At 42.3% G+C, this 20,662-nt stretch carries 16 protein-coding genes and 1 pseudogene; 9 read left to right on the top strand and 8 right to left on the bottom strand.

Annotated elements, in window-relative coordinates:
* Window position 1 precedes the first annotated feature (1 nt).
* The 5 genes from NH462_RS03190 (at window position 2) to asd (ending at window position 8,126) form a co-directional block, all read left to right on the top strand.
* Entirely contained in the window at window positions 2-607 is a 606-nt protein-coding gene (locus tag NH462_RS03190) for an energy transducer TonB (RefSeq protein ID WP_010378710.1), read from the top strand.
* Window positions 608-628: 21 nt separating this feature from the next.
* The gene (locus NH462_RS03185) at window positions 629-1,939 is read left to right on the top strand and encodes a CDC27 family protein (RefSeq protein WP_253103954.1); all 1,311 of its coding nucleotides are present in this window, start codon (window positions 629-631) and stop codon (window positions 1,937-1,939) included.
* Between the two features lie 191 nt (window positions 1,940-2,130).
* Window positions 2,131-3,801, top strand: coding sequence for a hypothetical protein (locus NH462_RS03180; RefSeq protein ID WP_138582865.1), 1,671 nt, complete (start codon window positions 2,131-2,133; stop codon window positions 3,799-3,801).
* Between the two features lie 77 nt (window positions 3,802-3,878).
* The gene (locus NH462_RS03175; protein WP_253103951.1) at window positions 3,879-6,566 is read left to right on the top strand and encodes a TonB-dependent receptor; all 2,688 of its coding nucleotides are present in this window, start codon (window positions 3,879-3,881) and stop codon (window positions 6,564-6,566) included.
* Between the two features lie 444 nt (window positions 6,567-7,010).
* Window positions 7,011-8,126: an aspartate-semialdehyde dehydrogenase gene (asd, locus tag NH462_RS03170; RefSeq protein WP_253103948.1), complete on the top strand. Its 1,116-nt coding sequence runs from the start codon at window positions 7,011-7,013 to the stop codon at window positions 8,124-8,126.
* Window positions 8,127-8,158: 32 nt separating this feature from the next.
* On the opposite strand, the gene NH462_RS03165 is transcribed toward asd, so the two are convergent.
* Window positions 8,159-8,503 (bottom strand): hypothetical protein, encoded by a 345-nt coding sequence (locus NH462_RS03165; protein ID WP_017216849.1) that lies wholly within the window; start codon window positions 8,501-8,503, stop codon window positions 8,159-8,161.
* 233 nt (window positions 8,504-8,736) lie between these two features.
* On the opposite strand from NH462_RS03165, the pseudogene NH462_RS22990 reads away from it, so the two are divergent.
* The 3 genes and pseudogenes from NH462_RS22990 to NH462_RS03150 all read left to right on the top strand — a co-directional run.
* Window positions 8,737-9,573 (top strand): annotated as a pseudogene (locus NH462_RS22990) (nitrate- and nitrite sensing domain-containing protein); the annotation flags it as partial.
* A 36-nt stretch (window positions 9,574-9,609) separates the two neighbouring features.
* On the top strand, window positions 9,610-10,731 hold the full coding sequence (locus NH462_RS22985) for a methyl-accepting chemotaxis protein (protein WP_366033234.1): 1,122 nt from the start codon (window positions 9,610-9,612) through the stop codon (window positions 10,729-10,731).
* Between the two features lie 119 nt (window positions 10,732-10,850).
* On the top strand, window positions 10,851-11,612 hold the full coding sequence (locus tag NH462_RS03150; protein ID WP_253103938.1) for a hypothetical protein: 762 nt from the start codon (window positions 10,851-10,853) through the stop codon (window positions 11,610-11,612).
* Window positions 11,613-11,817: 205 nt separating this feature from the next.
* Here the strand turns inward: NH462_RS03150 and NH462_RS03145 are convergent, their stop codons facing one another.
* From NH462_RS03145 to NH462_RS03120, 6 genes are all read right to left on the bottom strand, one after another.
* The gene (locus tag NH462_RS03145) at window positions 11,818-12,282 is read right to left on the bottom strand and encodes an FG-GAP repeat protein (RefSeq protein WP_253103936.1); all 465 of its coding nucleotides are present in this window, start codon (window positions 12,280-12,282) and stop codon (window positions 11,818-11,820) included.
* Entirely contained in the window at window positions 12,206-12,559 is a 354-nt protein-coding gene (locus tag NH462_RS22980) for an FG-GAP repeat protein (RefSeq protein WP_253103933.1), read from the bottom strand. Before NH462_RS22980 ends, NH462_RS03145 begins: the two co-directional genes overlap by 77 nt.
* 27 nt (window positions 12,560-12,586) lie before the next feature.
* Window positions 12,587-13,048, bottom strand: coding sequence for an FG-GAP repeat protein (locus NH462_RS03135; RefSeq protein ID WP_253103930.1), 462 nt, complete (start codon window positions 13,046-13,048; stop codon window positions 12,587-12,589).
* Window positions 13,049-13,254: 206 nt separating this feature from the next.
* Complete coding sequence (locus NH462_RS03130) at window positions 13,255-13,755, bottom strand: DUF4240 domain-containing protein (protein WP_253103926.1); 501 nt, start codon at window positions 13,753-13,755, stop codon at window positions 13,255-13,257.
* A gap of 155 nt (window positions 13,756-13,910) precedes the next feature.
* On the bottom strand, window positions 13,911-14,408 hold the full coding sequence (gene ilvN, locus NH462_RS03125) for an acetolactate synthase small subunit (RefSeq protein ID WP_010377111.1): 498 nt from the start codon (window positions 14,406-14,408) through the stop codon (window positions 13,911-13,913).
* Window positions 14,408-16,129 (bottom strand): acetolactate synthase 3 large subunit, encoded by a 1,722-nt coding sequence (locus tag NH462_RS03120; protein ID WP_010605491.1) that lies wholly within the window; start codon window positions 16,127-16,129, stop codon window positions 14,408-14,410. Before NH462_RS03120 ends, ilvN begins: the two co-directional genes overlap by 1 nt.
* A 366-nt stretch (window positions 16,130-16,495) precedes the next feature.
* On the opposite strand from NH462_RS03120, the gene NH462_RS03115 reads away from it, so the two are divergent.
* Entirely contained in the window at window positions 16,496-19,468 is a 2,973-nt protein-coding gene (locus NH462_RS03115; protein ID WP_253103891.1) for an immune inhibitor A domain-containing protein, read from the top strand.
* Between the two features lie 34 nt (window positions 19,469-19,502).
* Here the strand turns inward: NH462_RS03115 and NH462_RS03110 are convergent, their stop codons facing one another.
* Window positions 19,503-20,510 carry an isocitrate dehydrogenase gene (locus NH462_RS03110; protein WP_010377116.1) on the bottom strand — a complete coding sequence of 336 codons (1,008 nt, stop codon included), beginning with the start codon at window positions 20,508-20,510 and terminating at the stop codon, window positions 19,503-19,505.
* Between the last annotated feature and the right edge of the window lie 152 nt (window positions 20,511-20,662).

The following is a 20,662-nucleotide window of genomic DNA, read 5'->3' as shown; positions in this document are numbered from 1 at the left end:
CATGCGTTACTTAATTGCTTTAGTAATTGCAGGCATAGTTACCTTTTTCCTTTTCTTGGGTATGCAAGCGCTTATCCAAGGAGGGGAAGGAGCAATGACAGATCCTGTAAAAGGACAAGTACTAGATTTCGTCCGTCTTAAAAAAGAAGAGACGGTGGAGAAAAAAGAGCGTAAGCCACAAAAGCCACCAACACCAAAAGAGCCGCCTCCACCAATGGATGCACCACAAACGCAGAACAACAATCTTGACGCAACAGGCGGCAACTTTGATTTCAGTGCCAATGTGGACGCTGACGTAGATTTGGCGGGTGGTTTAGCACTTGAGTCCAGTGATGGTGAATATCTACCAATCGTTAAAGTTGCGCCGGTATATCCAAGACGTGCGTTATCACGCGGAATTGAGGGGTATGTGATTGTTGAGTTCATTGTAACTAAACAAGGCACCGTGAGAAACCCTGTTGTAGTAAGCGCCGAACCGGAATCAATCTTTGACCAAGCAGCGCTTGATGCAGCATTGAAATTTAAATACAAACCTCGTGTCGTAAACGGTGAACCGGTTGAAGTTGCGGGTGTTCAAAATAAGATTTCATTTCAAATTAATGGCTAACCGCCATTAAGGATTGCGATTATGAAAATATTTAAAAAAATTACGTTAATAAGTGCGTTATTTAGCACAGGTTTAATAGCACCGAGTCTCATTTCGGTCATACCAAATGTTAATTTGGCAACGGCTTATGCAGACTCAGAAACTAAAACCAAGCGTGTGCCCGCGCTACGCGAAAAAGTGTATAGTCAACTGGCTCGCGCACAAAAACTTGCAGACGACGGTCAAGTTGCAGAAGGCCTCGCCGCATTAGATTCGGTGAAAGAACGCGTTTCGAGTATGAATAGCTACGAAGTGGCAATGATGTATAACTTCTATGGTTTTATTTATTACAACGAGAACAAGCTCGACAAGGCCATCGAATCTTTCAAAGCCGTTATTGCTGAAGAATCTATTCCTGAGTCCCTGCGTCTTTCTACGACATTTAGTTTGGCTCAATTGGCCATGGCAAACAATGATTTTGAAAGTACATTATCATTCCTTGATCAGTGGAAAGAAGTTAATACGCAGGCCCCAAAAAGTAACTTTTATATTTTAAAGGCGCAAGCACAATATCAACTAAAAAAATATAATGATGCGATAAACAATATAAATACTGCGATTGATTTAGTTGAAGCCGACGGTGAACTACCTAAAGAAAACTGGTTAGTTCTTCAACGTGCGATATATTACTCATTAAATCAGCCGAAAAAAGTAGCGGATGTTTTAGAGAAAATGGTTACCCTTTATGACAAACCACAATACTGGATCCAGCTTGGCGGTATGTACGGTGAAATAGGTGCCGAGAAAAAACAGCTTGCAACATTTGAAACTGCGAAGCAAAGGGGCTTTATAAAATCAAAATCTGATTATATGCAACTTGCTCAAGTCTATTTAATGAACGCCTTGCCTTTTAAAGCAGCGGAAGCACTCGATAACGGAATAAAAGCAGGTGTCGTTGAAGACAGCGCCAAAAACCTAACTTTTATCGCAGAAGCTTTCGTTCAAGCAAGAGAAGATAAAAAGTCACTACCTTTCTTCCTAGCAGCAACTGAAAAAGTTGAACATGGTAATTTAGATCAGAGACTTGCAGAGATCTACTTAAATCTTGAAAAGTATGATGAAGCCGCAGATCACGCCCGACTTGCTCTCAATAAAGGCGATTTAACGTTTGAGTCTAACGCCTATGTTGCACTTGGAATGGCACAGTTTAACCTGCAAAACTTTGATGCTTCTATATTGGCATTCGAACAAGCTGAAAAGCACAAAAAATCAGCAAACCTCGCTAAACAATGGATTAAATATGTGAAGCGAGAAAAAGTTCATGCTGAAACATTAAAACAAGCTTTATTATAATATTTTATAATCGCAACACCAAAGCCGCCTTCGGGCGGTTTTTTTATTTTTAAAAGTTCCAATTTTTATTATGAAGATTTAATTACAATCACTTTGTGTAATCTTCGTGTAATAAAACCCCATTAATTTAGTCACATCATTTAAACACAGTAAAAAAATAATTTTTTAAAAGTCTACTATTGGAGTTAGCAATGGAACTAAAAAACCTCTTCAGAGTCTCTGCAATCGTCGCTGCTATGGCACTTACTGGTTGTGGTGGTGACATCGAAGTTACACCTACTGTAAACGATAACAGCACTAACAATTCAAACAATACAACAAACAATGGCGATTCAGGCGGTGATACAGGTGGCGATACTGGCACAACTAACCCTTGTACAACTCGCGCTGTAGGAAGCACTGAAGTTCAAGGTACGTTCCAAGCACCACACTGTGTATACGGCACTGACTTTGCTTCTAAATCACTAGAAGTACAAGCTGATGTGACATTCAAAAAGCTTGAGAATGGTGGCGCTCACGTATTCAAAGGTGCACTTTTAATCGGTAAAGATTGTAACACGTCAACAGGTTGTACAATCGAGGCAAACGGTCCAACACTAACTGTAGAGCCAGGTGCAGTAATGGCATTCACTTCTGGTGAGTCAGTGGTTCGTATCGCGCGTGGTGCGAAAATCAACGCAGTTGGTACTGCAGCTGAGCCAATTCGTTTCACTTCAGCAGCAGAATTTGACGCATTTAACCTAGCAGGTATCGGTCCACAGTTTGCTGACTGGGGTGGTATCATGGTTAACGGTTTTGGTATCACAAACGAATGTACTGATGCAGAGCGCGATGGCAACCTTTGTAATGCAGATTCTGAAGGTGTAACAAGCTACTATGGCGGTAAAAACAATGCAGATAGCAGCGGTCAAATCAAATATGCGCACATTTGGTATGCAGGTTCTGGTCCTCGTGATGGCGGCCCTGGGGACGACTTAAACTCACTAACACTGAATGCTGTGGGTTCTGGTTCAAGCTTCGAATTCCTTCACATTCACCAAGGTTTTGACGATGGTATCGAATTCTTCGGTGGTGCTGCAAACATCAAAAATATCGTAGTAACAGATACTCAAGATGATGGTATCGACGTTGATGCGGGATGGCAGGGTAAAGGTCAGTTTATTGTTGTTAAACACGGTACGATTCAAACAAAGCGTGACGTTACTTATGCTGATGATAACGGCGACGCGGTACTGATCCCAGCTGGTACAGAAGGCTTCATGGGTAATAACGGTTTTGAAACCGATGGTGAAAAAGCAGCAGGTCCTGATTATAGTCAAGCACCGGCATCTACGCTTAACTTTGCGAACGTAACTGTATTAACAACTGATGGTAACTCTATTCGCGACAATGGTGCATCACAAGGCATGAAGTTCGATGATGCTATCCGTGGTATGTACTACAACACGCTAATCGTAAAAGCTGAAGCTTCAAATGGCACTGAATGTCTAGAATTCAAAGACCCAGATGCAGCGGCAAACGCTGAAGCTGATACGCTTAACTACGTAAGCTCTGTACTTGCTTGTGCAGCGAACTTTAAAAATGGTTCTGAGCCATTACCTGCAGGTGAAGGTAAAGAAGACTGGTTTGTTAACGCAGGTTCTAACCAAATTCTAAACGGTGCTGCTGACGTACTTGCAGCAGACGGCTTCTCAACAAATTCAAGCTCTACCGCTATCACTGTAGAAGCAAACGACCTAAGCAGCCTAAATGATAACTTCTTCACGACTGTTGATTACATTGGTGCGGTATCTGATAAAGATACATCTTCTGAATGGTATCAGTGGGTTAAGAAAGCAATTGAGGCTTCAAACGCTGACTAATTATCCGTAATGACCTTAGTTATTACAATTAAGGCGCAGTCATTGCGCCTTTTTTATGATTTTTGGCAGGATTGCATATGGATACTCAAATGAAATTTAAAAAAGTTGCTTTAGCCATCAGTACGGCACTCACAGTCGCAACTTCTCTACCAAGCGTTGCAGAAGAAGAACAGGCAATCGAAGAAGTTGTTGCGGTAGGTACTCGTTTGCAAGGTAGTGCTGCGGCGGTAATTGAAGAACGTAAAAACCAAGCCTTCGTCGCGGATATCTTAGGTGCAGAGCAGTTATCTAGAACAGGTGATAGTGATGCAGCATCCGCGCTACGTCGTGTTACCGGTCTTACGTTAGTTGACGGCAAGTTTATCTATGTTCGTGGCCTGGGTGAGCGTTACTCAAGTGCTCGCCTAAATGGTGCCGCAGTACCGAGCCCGGACTTAACCCGAAACGTTATTCCACTCGATATTTTTCCAGCAAGCATTATTGAAAGTCTAGCGGTACAAAAGGCTTATTCTCCGTCAATGCCTGCTGCATTCGGTGGTGGTAACATCGATATCCGTACTAAGTCTGTACCATCGGAGTTCACCGCAGGTATTGAGTTAGGTATTGGCCAAAACTTTAATTCTGATAAAGGCTTTACCTACAGCGGAACCGCGGAAGGTATACCTCAAGTACTACAAGATGCAGTTGTAAGATATCGTGGTAACTTTGACATCGGTGAAGTTGTAGACAAAAACGGTTTCAAAGATAAAGACGGGCTAACACGTGCGGATCAAGCAATTGACGTGATCAAAGGTTTTGTGTCATCACTTCCTCGCGATATTCAAGTCAAAGAAGAATCCCTAGATCCAAACTTTGATGTAAAAGCCAACATTGGCAATAGTTTCCAAGAAGATTGGTTAGGCGGCACGGTAGGCTTTATGCTTGCGGGTTCCTATGACAACGATTGGAATTATAGCGACCGCACAACAGGCGTTATTGACGACACATTAACTGAAAACTGTACTTCAAAACTAGAAACCGCAGAAGACACAGCCAATTCCTGTTATGTGACACTTAAAGAATCTAAAGTAACCACTGAAACTGAACGCCTAAATGGTGTATTCAATATCGGTTACCGCTTAGACCAGCATAGCATTACTTATTCTAAGATTTATCTCGAAGATAACGAAACCGAATCAGAGTTTTCCGTGTTACAAAGCCCTAACGGTAGTACCGTTAGAACTATAGCGGGAACAGGTGCGGCACAGCGTTCACATCAGTTTGATTACGAAGAACGCACGTTGGATATCGACCAAGTGATTGGTCAACACACGTTCCTCGATTACTGGGGGATAGGCTTTGACTGGCAGTATACAGAGTCAAAGGCGCAAACCGATATTCCAACAGAAATCGACTTTAAGTTTATTGATAACTATAACGAAGACGGTTCTTATAAAAACTCCATCGTTACCGGTGATGATAACCGTATAACGTACGCTTTTACAGACATGGAAGACAACGTTAAGTCTTACAGCGGTAATGTCACCTTACCGTTAACCTTCGAGGGCATAGAAATTACCCTTAAAGGTGGTTACGACTTTATGGATAGAGCGCGTGTTTACAATACCAGTAACTTCGTTGTAAATAACAAAAGTGGCATATCCATCCCAGTAAACTTTGATGAATCTGAGATCTATGGATTATCGGGTTATCTTGACGATGAGTTTTTAGACAACAACACTTTCTTGTTGACCTTCAATGAACCTCAGGCACCAGCGGCAGACGATTATATCGCAGCTCAAAAGATTGATGCGGGCTATGGTGAGTTTGATATCTTCTTCGACAATACCTGGCGTATTAGTGGTGGTATTCGTTACGAAGACTTTAAACAAGTGTCACTTGCGACATCGAGTCTGATCTTCGACCGCGTAACGATGGAAACGATTTACGACGAGGAGCGCATTTTAGCTGGTACAGTTAACGAAGATAACTTCTTTAACGCACTATCGCTAACGTATCTGTCAGACGGTAACTATCAAGTACGTTTTGGTTATGGTGAAACCACTGTACGTCCAGACTTACGTGAGTTAGTACCGGTTGCCTACTATGACCCATTAACCGATATCCGTACCTTCGGTGTAGCTGGCCTTAAGAGTAGCGACCTGAAAAACTATGACGCGCGCTTTGAATACTATATGGATAATGGCGATAACTTCTCTGTTGCGGCATTCTATAAAGATATTACGGCGCCAATAGAAACTATCTTGCGCGTTGGTGATGAAGACTATACAGCAACCTTCGTAAACGGTGAGGAAGGTGAAGTATACGGTATTGAAGCCGAATGGCTTTACGACTTATCGGGTCTTGCGAGTGGCTTCTTTACGTCAGGTAACATCACTCTGAGTGATTCTGAAGTATCGATAGATCCTGCTCGTGCTGGTAACTTAACCAACCCAACGAAGCGTATGACGGGTCACTCAGAGTATGTAGTTAATATGCAATTAAACTATGACTCGGCTGATGGTCAACACAGTGGTTCATTAGTGTATAACGTCTTTGGTGAGCGTATTTTGGCTTCAGGGATCGGCGGTAGAGATGATGCTTATGAGCAACCATTCCACTCACTTGACCTAGTATATACTTGGTATCCTGACTTTAACTCTAAAGTTAAATTTAAAGTCAAGAACTTGCTAAATGAAGATCAAGAAGTAACTCAATCTGACGTAGTGGTGCGACAAAAAGATGTCGGTACCTCTGTTAGCCTGAGCTACAGCTACGAGTTCTAAAGAACAACTAAGCTTTAACCAAAGCCAAGGTCAGCCTTGGCTTTTTTGATCTTTATCAATCTTCGAGATATTTTTTTCTACTAATTCATTATTTCATGGACTAAGTTCTGTAACTTTGTGTATAGTTGGTCTATATATAAAAATATATCCAAATACTTCAGTAGGTTACTAGGTTGTTAATATACTTGTCATATTTAACCAGTAACATTATTTAAGAGCTTTAAAAACAAAACCATAGCTCGTTACGTACCGAGTTCTTGTTGACGCAAATGCGTTTAATTAGGACAACCTTTACATGTTGTATCCAAACCCCGCCATGCGGGGTTTTTTATTTATTAAATTCCTAATTTCTAGCTAGTCCACCGCGTCTTCTTTTGCTATGGTAGCCATCTAGACATACGACTCACGCAATGATCCGTATAATCAAGAATTAAGGCACATAACATGAAAAAAGTAGGACTCGTCGGCTGGCGTGGAATGGTTGGCTCCGTGCTAATGGAGCGTATGCAGCAAGAAAATGACTTTGATGTCATTGATCCACACTTCTTTACTACCTCACAAGCAGGTCAACTCGGCCCCGTTGTTAAAGGCGGTGGTGAGCCAAAGCCGCTTCAAGACGCAAGCGATATTCAATCGCTTGGCGAAATGGATATTATCATCTCCTGCCAAGGCGGAGATTATACCAAATCTGTATATCCTTCATTGCGTGAACAGGGCTGGGAAGGCTATTGGATAGATGCAGCCTCAGCACTGAGAATGGAAAAAGACAGTATTATTGTGCTTGACCCTGTCAACAAAGATGTCATTCAACAAGGCCTTGAACAAGGTGTAAAAACCTTTGTCGGTGGTAATTGCACGGTTTCTCTTATGCTACTTGCGCTTGGTGGTTTATTCGAGCAAGACTTAATAGAGTGGGTGAGCCCAATGACCTATCAAGCGGCATCAGGTGCAGGCGCGAGAAATATGCGTGAACTCATCACTCAAATGGGTGAGATCCACAGCTCGGTTAAAGCACAACTCGACGACCAAAGTTCAGCCATCTTAGAAATTGATAAGCTTGTGGCGGAAAAAATCAAAGATGATTCTTTACCACAAGATCAATTTGGTGTGCCGTTGGCCGGCAGCTTAATTCCGTGGATTGACGTTCCAATGCCGTCTGGTCAAAGTAAAGAAGAGTGGAAAGCACAAGTAGAAGCAAACAAAATCCTTGGCTCGTCAAAGCAACCTATTCCTATCGACGGATTGTGTGTACGAATTGGCGCGATGCGCTGTCATTCACAAGCGCTCACCATCAAGTTACGTGAAAATCGAAGCGTCGAAGAAATAGAGGAAATTCTAGCGGCACATAATGAATGGGTTCGCGTCATTCCAAATGAGCGTGATATTACGGCAAAAGAGCTAACTCCGGTTAATGTTACTGGCACACTGAGTATTCCTGTCGGCAGGATAAGAAAGCTCACAATGGGTGAAAAATATATCAGTGCATTTACTGTTGGTGATCAACTTTTATGGGGGGCGGCAGAGCCACTTCGTAGAATGTTAAGGATCATTACAGGTTAATTTCAAAAGGCGCCGTTGGCGCCTTTTGCTTTTTAATCGATGACTTTTGTAAGACCGATTAAGGCGTTTTCACTCTCACCATCGTGGCATTTAATGTTCCCGCCATCTCTGTTTTCAATAACAAGGCTATACACAGTACGATACTTTTCACCTTCACGGATAGCATCCAGTACAGGCCCTAACAGATAGTGCTGTTCTGGATAGATCACAACAGGCTCAAGGTCGAAACCAGACTCACGCTCGAACCTTACTTCATAACGGTTGTCACCTTTTGAGTAAAGGTCGTACACGATGCCTTTACACGTAAATATGACTGCATATGACTTTAATGAGATAAGCGCAAGGCTCACTAACATTAGTTTGATAAATCCTTTCATACATTCCTCTATTTAATTTTGACGCCAATACCATTATTAGCAACAAGAAGGTAGCAACACTGCATTACCATTTGTTTTCAGAAAAATTACTTCAAGTAACATTTATCATATCCTTACTGCCTCAAAACGCTAAATCTATCACGATGTTTGTTACAAAATATCTCACCTTAATTTTGTTGGACTATAGTTACCTTGATTAAACAATAATCTACGCTCGCGCTACGGAGAGACGAATGGGTATTTTGAAAAGATTTTCGATTATGCAGCTCACGATGATAAGTTCTTTCTCACTGCTTGCATTTTTACTATTTTTAGTTGGCAAAAACGTTTTGAATAACTGGAGACAGTACAATGCGGCCGATCAAAATATCAACTATGTCGTTTTGCTCGATGCCATTGAGAAAGTAGCGCATCATCATGCGGTAGAGCGCGGCTTAACGGCAGGGTTCCTTGGTAATCCAAGTAGTGATAACAAACGAAAGGTCGAGGCGCAACGTGAAATTGCCGACCAAACAATATCAACGCTTAAGAGTATTCACTCTTCACTGTTTCTTAAAAATAAAAATGTGCAAAAATGGTTACCTTATATTTTTGAAGTGGAAGCCAATAAGAACCGCGTAAGAGGTGAGGTCGACAGGAAAAATGGCATTAATGCTTTTGCTTACTACAGCAAACTTAATCAAGTTTCATTAAACACAGCAGCAAAAATTCAAGCCTACGTATCAGATAGAACCCTATCTTCTGAACTTTCTATTGCTTTCCTTATTGCCTAAAGTAAAGAGCGCCTTGGACAGATCCGTGGCAAAGTGAATGGTGTGCTTGCGAAAAAAGCAATGTCAGACACCCTCAAAGACGATATCAAGTACTATCGCCAACAGCTAGAGATGTCATTACATCAATTAGAAACCGCACTCGAAGGTACAGGCCAAAGCAACGTACAAACTATTTTATCTTCAAGCGAGGCAAAAGCGTTCAATCAAATTCTTGATACTCTTGAAAGCCAAGGGCAAGTTGACTTTAGTCGCTTACCTTCAAGTGCCGAGTGGTTTTCTGCTGCGACAAGTTTAATCGGTAAGTTCAAGACCAAACTCGATTCCGTATGGGAAATGACAATTAAAGATAGCCAAAAGCACAAATCAGATATCGCATTTGAAAGTATCTTAATGTTTGTGCTTTTTGTCATCGTTCTCAGCTTTATCGCGCTCGTCAACTTTCACCTCATTCGTTCATTACGCTCGGAGCTTTCACAATTAACAAGCATATTAAAACGTGTAGCTGAAGAGGGCGACTTAACTTTAGATATGCGCTTAAACACTCGCGACGAACTTGGGCAAATCTCCGAGTCAATTTACAATACGATTTATGCGTTTAAAGATTTAATGGTTGGCTTAGCCAAGTCCGTACAGGTAGGTACAAGGCTTGGCGAAAAAATGCATTTAGCAGCCTCTAATGTCAATGAGGATGCACAAAAAACCCAAGGCATGGCATCTTCCATTGCGGTTGCAATAGAAGAAATGGCCGCAACCAGCCAAGAAATCGCAAAACTCGCGCAAGATACACTAGATGCCAGCGACCAACTTAACATCGAATCACAGCAATTACTTGCAGACAACCAAAAGAACTTAGACACCATGAAAACCCTCTCGATGAGTATGAACACCGTCGACGAGATGGCCGCGAGTATGGAAAAGCAAGTTTCTGAAATAAATACTATCTTGGACTCCATTCGCAGTGTTGCCGAGCAAACTAACTTGCTTGCACTCAATGCCGCAATAGAAGCAGCCCGCGCAGGCGAGCACGGTCGTGGCTTTGCAGTTGTAGCCGATGAAGTGCGTGGACTTGCAAACAACAGTAAACAATCTTCAGAGCAAATTTCCACACTGTTACTTAGCTTGTCAGAAATAAGCCAAAGCGTTGTGAAATCAATCAGAGAAAACACACTGCTCACACAAAATACCATGAACGAAGTAGAAGAAACGCGTAAAGTCTCGCTCAGAGTAAACGAACACAGTACACATGTTGAAAAACTCACGACCTCAGTTGCCACCGCAGCCTGCGAACAATCAGAAGTCGCCGCCGATATATCACAAAACACCGCCGCAGTGCTTGAAGCCGCAAACCATGAATTAGATACATCGAAAGCGTTAAATGAGTTGTTTAAAGATATGAAATTAAATAGCGATACGCTACAACGCACAATGGATATATTTAAAATAGATAAGAGCTAGATTAAATTAAATCACCGAATCAAGGTTTACGAAAAATAAACCCTTACATAAATAACAACTTTATTTTCAATTAGTGAAAATAAAACAAAATAAAATCAAATCAAATCAAAAGGTGTGTAATGGATGTAAATAATGCAGCAGGTAGATTGCTGAATATCCTAGCTGAAGGAAAAAAAGCCAACCCCACAGAGAACTGTAGAAAAGTATGGTGTAAGATTCTTGACGTTGAAGAAAGTGAATCATTTATTTTGATAGGAAGAATAGGCAAAGTATTTTCTCTGGTGGATGATATTTCAACAGAGTTAAGCCAAATTGATGAAGTTGATGTATCAAGGTATATGTCTTGGACCAAATATTTAGAAAATGCATTTTCTAATTGTAACTTGGGCTCTGCATGGGGAGAGTTTATGAAACAACTTGGTGAGCCTGCTTTCGATTATCTTCACATGACAGCGGGTATGCTCTCTTCAAATAGACCACAACCAATTTTACCTCTTTCCGAGTTAAACCAAATTTATAGTGGTGCGAAAGAGCTTCTCGAGGAGGTTATTAATTCCGATTTACCTATCAATATTAAAAAATATTTTTCCGAGCAACTACGAAAAATTATAATTTCAATAGAAGAGTATAAAATAACAGGTTCTTATGAAGTTGTTAGTATAGTAGATGCAACTTTTGGTAAAGCTGTATTATCTAAAGACCTGACTGATAAAAAAGATACTAATACAGTAATGAAGAAGTTCTGGTCGTTTATGGCGAATACCGCACTAATTGTATCATCAGTGTCAGGTTTGCTACAAATTGCTGATTATACGGCAAAAACATTTCCAGAATTAAATGTATTGGAGAAAGTCATCAATGCACCAGTTGAAAAGAAGTGAATTGGAAATCGCACGACTTATATAAACGCAATTATGATTGAACGCTTTCTGACTGGCTGGCGCTAATTATCACCTAATTTAATATTCGTTACATTACGGCGTTCGTGGTAAGCCATCACACGACTATCAAATTGAATTCTGTCAATCAACCCTGACAGCCAAAGTCTGAGCTTAACGAGCAAAGCTCAGACATTACCAATCGCTATTATTCCACCAAATCCAGAATATAGGCGGCACCTGAGCTTTCTCCTTTGTCATCGCGGTGGGGAGTTGCGATGATGGCAGTGTTATTTGAAACTGCAATATTCCAACCAAACCTATCTTCTGGCACGGCATCATTGGCAAATACCTTAGACGCATATTGCCATTGGCCTTGTTGTTTTTTGTATAGATAAAGTGCCCCCGCGTTATTACCTTTTTCATCATGGTGCATAGCGGTGATAAACGCCATGTCCTTACTTAACGCAACACCGCGTGCAAATCTATCATCCGCTTTGGCATCTGGAGCCACTAATTTTTGAGTTTGTGTCCATTTATCATTTGTTCTCTCAAACAGATAAGCAGAGCCGGCATCTTTACCTATACCGTCGATATCATCTCTTCTGGCAGAAATAAGGGCTGTATCTCCAACAAATAGCCACGCGAACACCAAAAATATCGGTGTTCCCACCGTCACTTGCCATCAGTTTTGCTTGTGAATTCCACTTTTTACCATCGAATTGATAAACATAAACCGCACCAGCTTTTTCTGCTTTTTCATCATTCAAATCTGCGCCGACTAAAATGGTATCGCCATCTATTGCTACGCTAATTCCGAATAAGTCCCCATCAGCGCCATCCCTTGCCGTCAACTTTGACTGAAAATGCCAGCTATTGTTTTCTCTCTCATATACATACGCTGAACCTGAGTCTTTGTGTGGCGCATCGCTATGTGGTGCGCCGATCACTAAAAATTGCTCGGTGAGGGCAATGCTTTACCCAAAGGCATCACCCGCTTTTGCATCGTTGGCGGTTAAAATTTGTTTTTGTACCCAGCTATTTTCTGTGCGCTCAAAAGCAAACACCGCACCGGCATTTTCTCCTTTATCGTCCCGATTTATCGCACCAAGCATGGCAATATTATTCTTAAGGGCAACATTGCCGCCAAGCGTGTCGCCTGCATTGGCAGGCTGCGCGATGAGTTTTGCTTGTTGCTGCCAGCCAGACGCACCTAGCGTGTATAGGTAAGCCGCACCAATATCCTGACTCGTATTTGCATCCACTTTATGGGCACCAACTAATGCAGTTGTGCCGTCTACCGCGACGCTATAACCAAACTGCTCCTCTGCTTTACCATCATCGGCTAACAACTTTTGCTGCACAGCCATACTTTGACAGGCTATCACTAGCGCCAAACTAGGGAAGTATTTTAAAATAGAGGAGGAGGGGGCTTTCATCATTATTCTTTTTGTTTTCGATATAGGGAATCAACATAGTATTCCACTGCTTACGACTTAACAAGAGGTTGTGTTCTTAAGTTTTTTTGTTGGCGAGAAGGATTGATAAGCGTCTGGAGCAGTGACATTTTGTGATGGTAATAATGAGTTTCAGCGTCTAACTCTAGACCAACCAAAACCCATCATATAAAACAATAAACTAAACCTTATCCAAGCCAATATTGACCATAAAGTTGAGGTAGTTCAGCCTTTAACTGTTTTGGTTTATTTTTAAACTTTTTACCTTGCGGCGGAAAGTTCACGACACTGTGATATGGGAGTTCGTCTTGATTTTTTTCTTCAAAAAGCAACCCTGCAACTAAATCTAATTCGTCAATAAACGGGTAGGGCAGGTCGTCTTTATTCGGAATAGCAAACTTATTAGCTAATTCGTCTGGTTCCGCAGTGAGTACGCTTACCGCTTCAGGGCCACGACTGATGATCCAATTACAAAAATCCAAGAAGTCATATTCGCTATTACAGCCTGCAATCACGTAGGCCACTTTCCAGTTATCCCAATGCCACAGTGCTCTTAGTTCTTTGGTATATAATGCATCGAACTGAGCAATTTCTTCTGAGCTTAACGGTGATAAACGCGTTTTTAAATATTCATTATCGTTTGAATGATCGGGGGCGGTGACAAGCTGCCAGAAGCGTTCGAGTTCCATGTGCATAATCTAACTTGATAAAAACGAGATTATAGCCAGTAACCTAATGAGAGTAAATCGAAGCCGCCATGCATAACAGCTGAAGCGGGTTGTACGTAACACAACGTGCTCACCCGCCCAAAAAGATCACAGTGACAGCTAAAAGGTAAGTGGTTTTATCCTTTCAGCGCTTTGTCACCACGGCCAATACCTACCGCGCCAGAGCGCACTAGTTCAATAATGTCGCTTTCGTGACGTAATAGATCCAAGAAAGACTCAAGACGGTCGGCTGAGCTTACCATCTGTAATATATAACTTTGTTTGCCCATATCTATAATGCTAGCTTGAAACACCTCAGCAACACGATTGATAGCTGCTCGTGTTACTTCGTCTCTGGCATAGACTTTTACCAGTAGCAGCTCTCTTTCAATGTGCTGCATATCAGTTAAATCTATGACCTTAAGCACATCCACTAGCTTGTTCACTTGCTTAGTGATTTGTTCAACAATGCGGTCATCGCCTTGGGTCGTGATGGTAATACGAGATAGCGTTTTGTCTGCAGTCGTACCCACTGTTAAGCTATCAATGTTGTACGCACGCTGAGAAAATAAACCCACAATACGAGAAAGAGAACCTGGTTCATTCTCCAATAGAATCGATAATATTCTTCTCATTATGCTTTTACTCCTTTTTTCAACCACATCTCGTCTATCGCACCTTGCTTAATTTGCATTGGATACACATGCTCTGACTCATCGACCAAAATATCTAAAAATACAAGTCGGTCTTTAATCGACATTGCTTTTTCCAGCGCTGCATCAAGTTGCTCAGGCTTATCAACCCGAATACCGATATGACCATAACTCTCTGCAAGCGCAACAAAATCGGGTAGTGATTCCATATAAGAGCTTGCGTGACGTCCCTCATACATCATGTCTTGCCATTGGCGTACCATACCAAGCGAGCGGTTGTTTAACGAGATGACTTTGACAGCAAGGCCGTATTGCAAACAGGTTGAAAGCTCCTGAATATTCATTTGGATTGAGCCGTCTCCAGTTACGCACAATACTTCGCTTTGCGGGAATGCCATTTTTACGCCCATCGCAGCAGGTAAGCCAAACCCCATGGTGCCAAGTCCGCCTGAATTAATCCATTGACGAGGCGATTTGAACGGATAGTACTGCGCAGCAAACATTTGATGCTGTCCTACATCCGAGCAAACATACGCGTCACCGCTGGTCATTTGGTATAGCTTTTCGATAACCGTTTGCGGCTTGATTTTTTCTACCCCCGCAGTAAACGACAAACACTTCTGAGCGCGCCATGTTGTAATTGCTTGCCACCAATCTTCTTGTGCAGCGCGGTCGATGCGCTTCTCGCTTTTTTCGATACCGCGTAGCAATTGCTCCATCACCGTATCCAAACAGCCCACAACTGGTATATGCGCTTGAATGGTCTTAGAAATTGAAGTTGGATCCACATCAACGTGAACAATTTTGGCATCTGGACAAAACTTCTTAACGTTATTGGTCACACGGTCATCAAAACGCGCACCTAACGCTAAGATAACATCGGCATTCGCCATCGCCTTATTCGCTTCAAGACTACCGTGCATCCCTAACATGCCAATAAAGTTAGGATGTGTGCCACTGATCCCGCCAAGACCCATTAAGGTATTGGTAATAGGCGCGTTTAATTTCTCAACCAACTCAGTTAGTTTTTCCGAGGTATTCGAAAGAATAATGCCGCCGCCAGAATAGATAACCAAACGCTTCGCTTCAATAATGGCTTCGACCGCTTTGCGGATCTGCTTGGAATGCCCCTTTACACTTGGGTTGTAAGTACGCATATCAATCTGTTCAGGCATTTGATAATCGAACTTAAGCGCAGGGTTCAAAATATCTTTTGGCAGCTCAACTACAACCGGTCCTGGTCTACCAGAGTTTGCTAGATAAAATGCCTTAGCTAATACTTCTGGGATTTTTGTCGCGTCGCGGCAGTTAAAACTGTGTTTAACGATAGGGCGAGAGCAACCAACAATATCCGTTTCTTGAAACGCATCATCGCCGATTAGGTTTGAAGGTACTTGCCCTGAGAGTACAACCATTGGGATTGAATCCATATAAGCAGTCGCGATCCCTGTAATGCAGTTAGTGGCACCAGGGCCACTGGTCGCCAGGACAACACCGACGTCTCCCGTTGCTCTGGCATAACCGTCTGCCATGTGGGTCGCTGCTTGCTCATGTCTAACCAAAATATGTTCAATATCTGATTGCTGAAACAAGGCATCATAAAGATCAAGAACCGACCCTCCGGGATAGCCAAATATGTATTTTACTTTTAATGCGCTCAATGCTTTTACTACTAGCTCGGAGCCGTTGTATTGCTCTGCCATTACCTCATTCCTCGTTGACTGTGCGTGCCTGTTATATTTCTAAAATCAAAAAAAAACCCCGCTGGTTGCGGGGTTTGAGTATTTCTTTCAAGTAATAGCTCCCCGCTGAACTCTATGAAGAGACCAGTACCACCACGAGAACGATTAGTTGAAAGAAATTAGTCATTGTTTTGCCTTTAAGTTGATTTCAAAGTTAGCCTACACAGTATTAGATATAAATTCCACCTTTCCACCTTTCAATTGTTGAAATATTACATTTCAATTTAAAATTCACCACCAATTAGATTTTTTATTTAGTAGCACTTCTACGGGAACAAAGCGATAAAAATGCTAAACTTAAAGCTCCATTGTACTGGGGTCTCTTAGATGAATATTTTTAAACTAAGCATATTGTCATCGATCACGCTGCTATCAAGTACAGCGTCAGCGCAGGTACTCTATAAAGATCAGGTTATTTATTGGCAGGAGAAAAAGCTCGGCCGCACATTGAGTGAATACGAGCGAAAAATTGCGCTTGAGCAATTTATCAAAACAAAGCCCATTGCCAGCCAAATAAAAACACCCTACGCAATTAAAAACGTGCACCTTGGCAACACTAAGTTAGGCAAGCAATTTGCGGTGGGCACGGCGCAAACACTTAATGAAGCCAAAATTCTTGCTATTCTTGTCGATTTCCCGGATTTGCCTAACGACCAGAACCGACTAAACTCCGGTGATACGGATATGTACTACTCAAGCTATCCCGCGTCTCACTACCAATCACTATTGTACTCAGATAGCGGCTATAACGGGCCTAACAACGAATCTTTGCAATCCGCTACCCAGTTTTATCAAGCGGCCTCAGGCGGTAGCTTTAAGGTATCTGGCAATGCATTTGGCTGGGTAAGAGCCGCTCAAAATGCAGCCTACTATGGCGAACAAGAAGGCGACACCCGAGACTTAAGACCGGAAGAGTTGGTGTTCGAAGCTGTAAGCAAAGCCGTAACTCAATTTAATATCGACTTATCTGAGTACGATAAAACAGATTTGAACGACATAGATGGTGATGGCAACCGCCTTGAGCCTGACGGCATTATTGACCATGTCATGTTATTTCATTCAAGTATTGGTCAAGAGGCAGGTGGCGGCGTATTAGATACTGACGCAATTTGGTCACATCGCTTCTTCGTATTTGATGAAAACAACCAACCTAAGGCAATTCCAGATACCAACTACAAGGTTTATAACTACACCATTAATCCTATTGATGCTGCAATCGGTGTGGTTGTCCATGAGTTTGGTCATGATCTCGGATTACCGGACGAATACGATTTAAATTCCAATGACATAGGTGAACCCGTTGCGCTTTGGTCAGTCATGTCTTCAGGCAGTTACTTAGGCCAATTAAGTGGCTCGCAGCCCACCCAGTTCTCCCCTAAAAGCCTTGAGTTTTTACAACAAAATTATGCAGGAAATTGGTTAAACCAAACCGAGTACACATTTGATGATTTGATTACAGAACAAACGGTAACGCTCACAGATATTGGGGTGAACAATGGTACTACGAATCAAATAAAGATAAATCTGCCTGCGCAACTAGAGGAATTCATAACGCCACTTGATGGGAATTACCACTATTACTCCGGACAAGACGACAAACTCAATAACCAAGCAAGTTTTACCTTAAGCTTGCCTAATGCAAGCCAAATTTCATTATCCATGCTTGCAAATTATAGTATCGAGCTTAACTACGATATTTTCCAAGTGGCGGTAAATGGCCAGCCAATTGCTGGCAATACCACAAAATCGAACCATCCAAATTATGCCAGTGTGACTAATTACATGGATGGCGAGTCGTCGGCTTTTGGAGCTAACCCAATTACGCTAGATTTTGATATCTCAGCGTACCGAGGACAAACTGTTACCGTAACATTCGTATATCAAACTGACGATTTTGAAACACTTAAAGGGGTATTACTCGATAACATCGCAGTGACAGCGGATGGTTCGCAAATTTATACCAATACCGCAGAGCCAACAAACGACTTAGTCTACAACGGTTTTCGCAAAATATCTGGTTACAGAGCTAAACCTAGTAACGCTTACTACGCGCATTTACGCTCATTTAGAGGGTTAGATGCTGGTTTGTCTTTGTCTGGTTATAATACAGGTGTGTTGATGTGGTACAGCAACGATGGGCAAAGCAATAACTCTACTTCGTTACACCCTGGCTCTGGCGATATGTTGGTGATTGACCAAGACCAAAACCCGATCTTCAAAGCCGACGGCACAACACCCGCAACGAGTATTATTCAAATCAAAGATGCAACACTGCGTTTAGATACTCAAAAAGCGGGTCTTGGTGATCAACATCTCACGCCGATCAGTACGTTTGATGATACTCAGGATTACACCTTCTCGATCCAAAAGGAGTCAGGTGTTAGTTTGCCTGGTTTTGGTGTTCAACTTAGATTGAATACCATAGAAGAAGATGCGAGCAGTGCGCAAGTTGGTGTAATTTATCTCAGCGACCCTAAAATCACTCAAGTACAATCGCAAAACACCGTTAAGTTTAATGTCAAAGGCCTAGCATTAAACGAATCAGATAGCTTTTTGTGGAACTTTGGTGATGGTCAAACAAGTAACGCGCTTTCACCAGTTCACAGCTATCAAGATATCGGCAACTATACGGTAATGTTCACACGAACCAAAGCAGACGGAAGCAATTCAGCGCTGAGTTCAAATGTCAGCGTTGGCAACGTCGAGCCAATCCCGCTTACAGTCGGTGATATCAAAGCGACCGCAGTAGGGCAAGGCTTTGTCTTCAACGCCGAAATTATCGGTGGCAAAGCGCCTTATGAACTTGAGTGGAATTTTGGTGACGGGACAACAGCAACATCAAACTCAGTTGAACATATCTATGAGCTAAGCGGCACGTACACAGTAACACTTAATGTGGAAGACGCCGAAGGTAAAGCGGTAACTAAATCAACCTCGGTGACTGTCGTAGTACCACTAAGCATTGAAGCCACAGCGACCACATCTAACTTACAGGCAAGCTTTGTCGCAACTGCTGTTGGTGGCGATGGTAACTATCAAGCTAATTGGGATTTCGGTGATGGCACACAAGGTTCTGGTTTGACTACAACGCATAGTTACACTCAAGCGGGCACATATAATGTCGTGTTAACGCTATCGGATGGTGCGGATCAAAGCGCGAAAGGCACTGTTGAGATCACAGTGACAGCCCCAACAACAACGCCAACGGACTCTGGTGATAGCGGATCGTCTGGGGGCAGTATCGGATGGTTTGCGTTAATCGGTGGAATGCTAGTGGGATTAAGAAGAAGGTGGTGCTAACGCACCACCCAAGGATTAAATTGAGCGTTAATAATTAAAGACGCTCAATTACCGCCTGTGTGAAATCGGTAGTGCCGTGGCTACCACCAAGATCGCGTGTTGTACGGTCGCCGCTCTTGATAACGTCAGCTACTGCACTGCGGATTTTTTCCGCTTTATCAGCTTCGCCTAAGTACTCAAGCATTTGAATTGAAGCTAGAATAACTGAAGTTGGGTTTGCAAGGTTTTTGCCTGCGATATCTGGAGCGCTACCGTGAACCGCTTCAAAGATTGCAGCGTCAGTACCAATGTTTGCACCTGGTGCCATACCAAGACCACCAACAAGACCCGCACAAAGATCAGAAAGGATGTCACCGAATAGGTTTGTTGTTACGATCACATCAAACTCTTCAGGTGTCATTACTAGTTTCATACAAGTAGCATCAACGATCATTTCTGCTGATTCAATTTCAGGGTAACGCTCACCCACCTCACGAGCAACTTTAAGGAATAGACCTGAAGTTGATTTTAGGATGTTCGCTTTGTGAACCGCAGTTACTTTCTTACGACCTTCACGCTGTGCTAACTCATAAGCGAAAGTTACGATCTTTTCAGCACCTTCACGAGTGATCTTTGACATTGCTTCCGCTTCGTTGCCATCTTCAGAAACAACTTGACCAAGACCTGAGTACATACCTTGCGTGTTTTCACGTACTGTAATGATATCAATGTCATCGTAACGTGCTTTAGTACCTTCAAATGACTTAACTGGACGAACGTTTGCGTAAAGGCCAAAATGCTTACGCAATGTCACGTTGATTGAAGTGAAACCTTCGCCAACAGGTGTAGTTAGTGGGCCCTTTAGCGTGATTTTGTTACGCTCAATTGCTTCTAGCGTTGCTGCTGGAAGTAATTCACCTGTTTTTTCTAAAGCAGCCAAACCTGCGTCTACGTACTCGTATTCATAGTCGCAACCTACGGCTTTTAAGATCTCGATTGCTGAATCGATGATGCTAGGGCCAATGCCGTCGCCACGGATAACTGTGATGGTTTGCTGTGCCATGTTTTTTCCTTTATCAAAAGTTGGAATACACCCGAGAAGAATTGCAAACTAAGTTTAGTAGAAATTAACAAAGGTGTACGTTCGCTTGTTTAAGCCGCGTTTTATAGCAATTAATTAGGTCTTATTCCAGTATGGAATGAAAAAATGACATA

The sequence above is a fragment of the Pseudoalteromonas sp. OANN1 genome (assembly GCF_024124685.1).
GTDB lineage: Bacteria > Pseudomonadota > Gammaproteobacteria > Enterobacterales > Alteromonadaceae > Pseudoalteromonas > Pseudoalteromonas piscicida.
The sequence above is the reverse complement of the archived record's forward strand: the minus strand, read 5'-3'. Positions and strand labels throughout refer to the sequence as shown.

Excerpts from the sequence above, each read along its gene's own strand:
- NH462_RS03190 (WP_010378710.1), top strand. The coding sequence starts at position 2 with ATGCGTTACTTAATTGCTTTAGTAATTGCAGGCATAGTTACCTTTTTC.
- NH462_RS03185 (WP_253103954.1), top strand. The coding sequence starts at position 629 with ATGAAAATATTTAAAAAAATTACGTTAATAAGTGCGTTATTTAGCACA.
- NH462_RS03180 (WP_138582865.1), top strand. The coding sequence starts at position 2,131 with ATGGAACTAAAAAACCTCTTCAGAGTCTCTGCAATCGTCGCTGCTATG.
- NH462_RS03175 (WP_253103951.1), top strand. The coding sequence starts at position 3,879 with ATGGATACTCAAATGAAATTTAAAAAAGTTGCTTTAGCCATCAGTACG.
- asd (WP_253103948.1), top strand. The coding sequence starts at position 7,011 with ATGAAAAAAGTAGGACTCGTCGGCTGGCGTGGAATGGTTGGCTCCGTG.
- NH462_RS03165 (WP_017216849.1), bottom strand. The coding sequence starts at position 8,503 with ATGAAAGGATTTATCAAACTAATGTTAGTGAGCCTTGCGCTTATCTCA.
- NH462_RS22985 (WP_366033234.1), top strand. The coding sequence starts at position 9,610 with ATGACAATTAAAGATAGCCAAAAGCACAAATCAGATATCGCATTTGAA.
- NH462_RS03150 (WP_253103938.1), top strand. The coding sequence starts at position 10,851 with ATGGATGTAAATAATGCAGCAGGTAGATTGCTGAATATCCTAGCTGAA.
- NH462_RS03135 (WP_253103930.1), bottom strand. The coding sequence starts at position 13,048 with ATGAAAGCCCCCTCCTCCTCTATTTTAAAATACTTCCCTAGTTTGGCG.
- NH462_RS03130 (WP_253103926.1), bottom strand. The coding sequence starts at position 13,755 with ATGGAACTCGAACGCTTCTGGCAGCTTGTCACCGCCCCCGATCATTCA.
- ilvN (WP_010377111.1), bottom strand. The coding sequence starts at position 14,408 with ATGAGAAGAATATTATCGATTCTATTGGAGAATGAACCAGGTTCTCTT.
- NH462_RS03120 (WP_010605491.1), bottom strand. The coding sequence starts at position 16,129 with ATGGCAGAGCAATACAACGGCTCCGAGCTAGTAGTAAAAGCATTGAGC.
- NH462_RS03115 (WP_253103891.1), top strand. The coding sequence starts at position 16,496 with ATGAATATTTTTAAACTAAGCATATTGTCATCGATCACGCTGCTATCA.
- NH462_RS03110 (WP_010377116.1), bottom strand. The coding sequence starts at position 20,510 with ATGGCACAGCAAACCATCACAGTTATCCGTGGCGACGGCATTGGCCCT.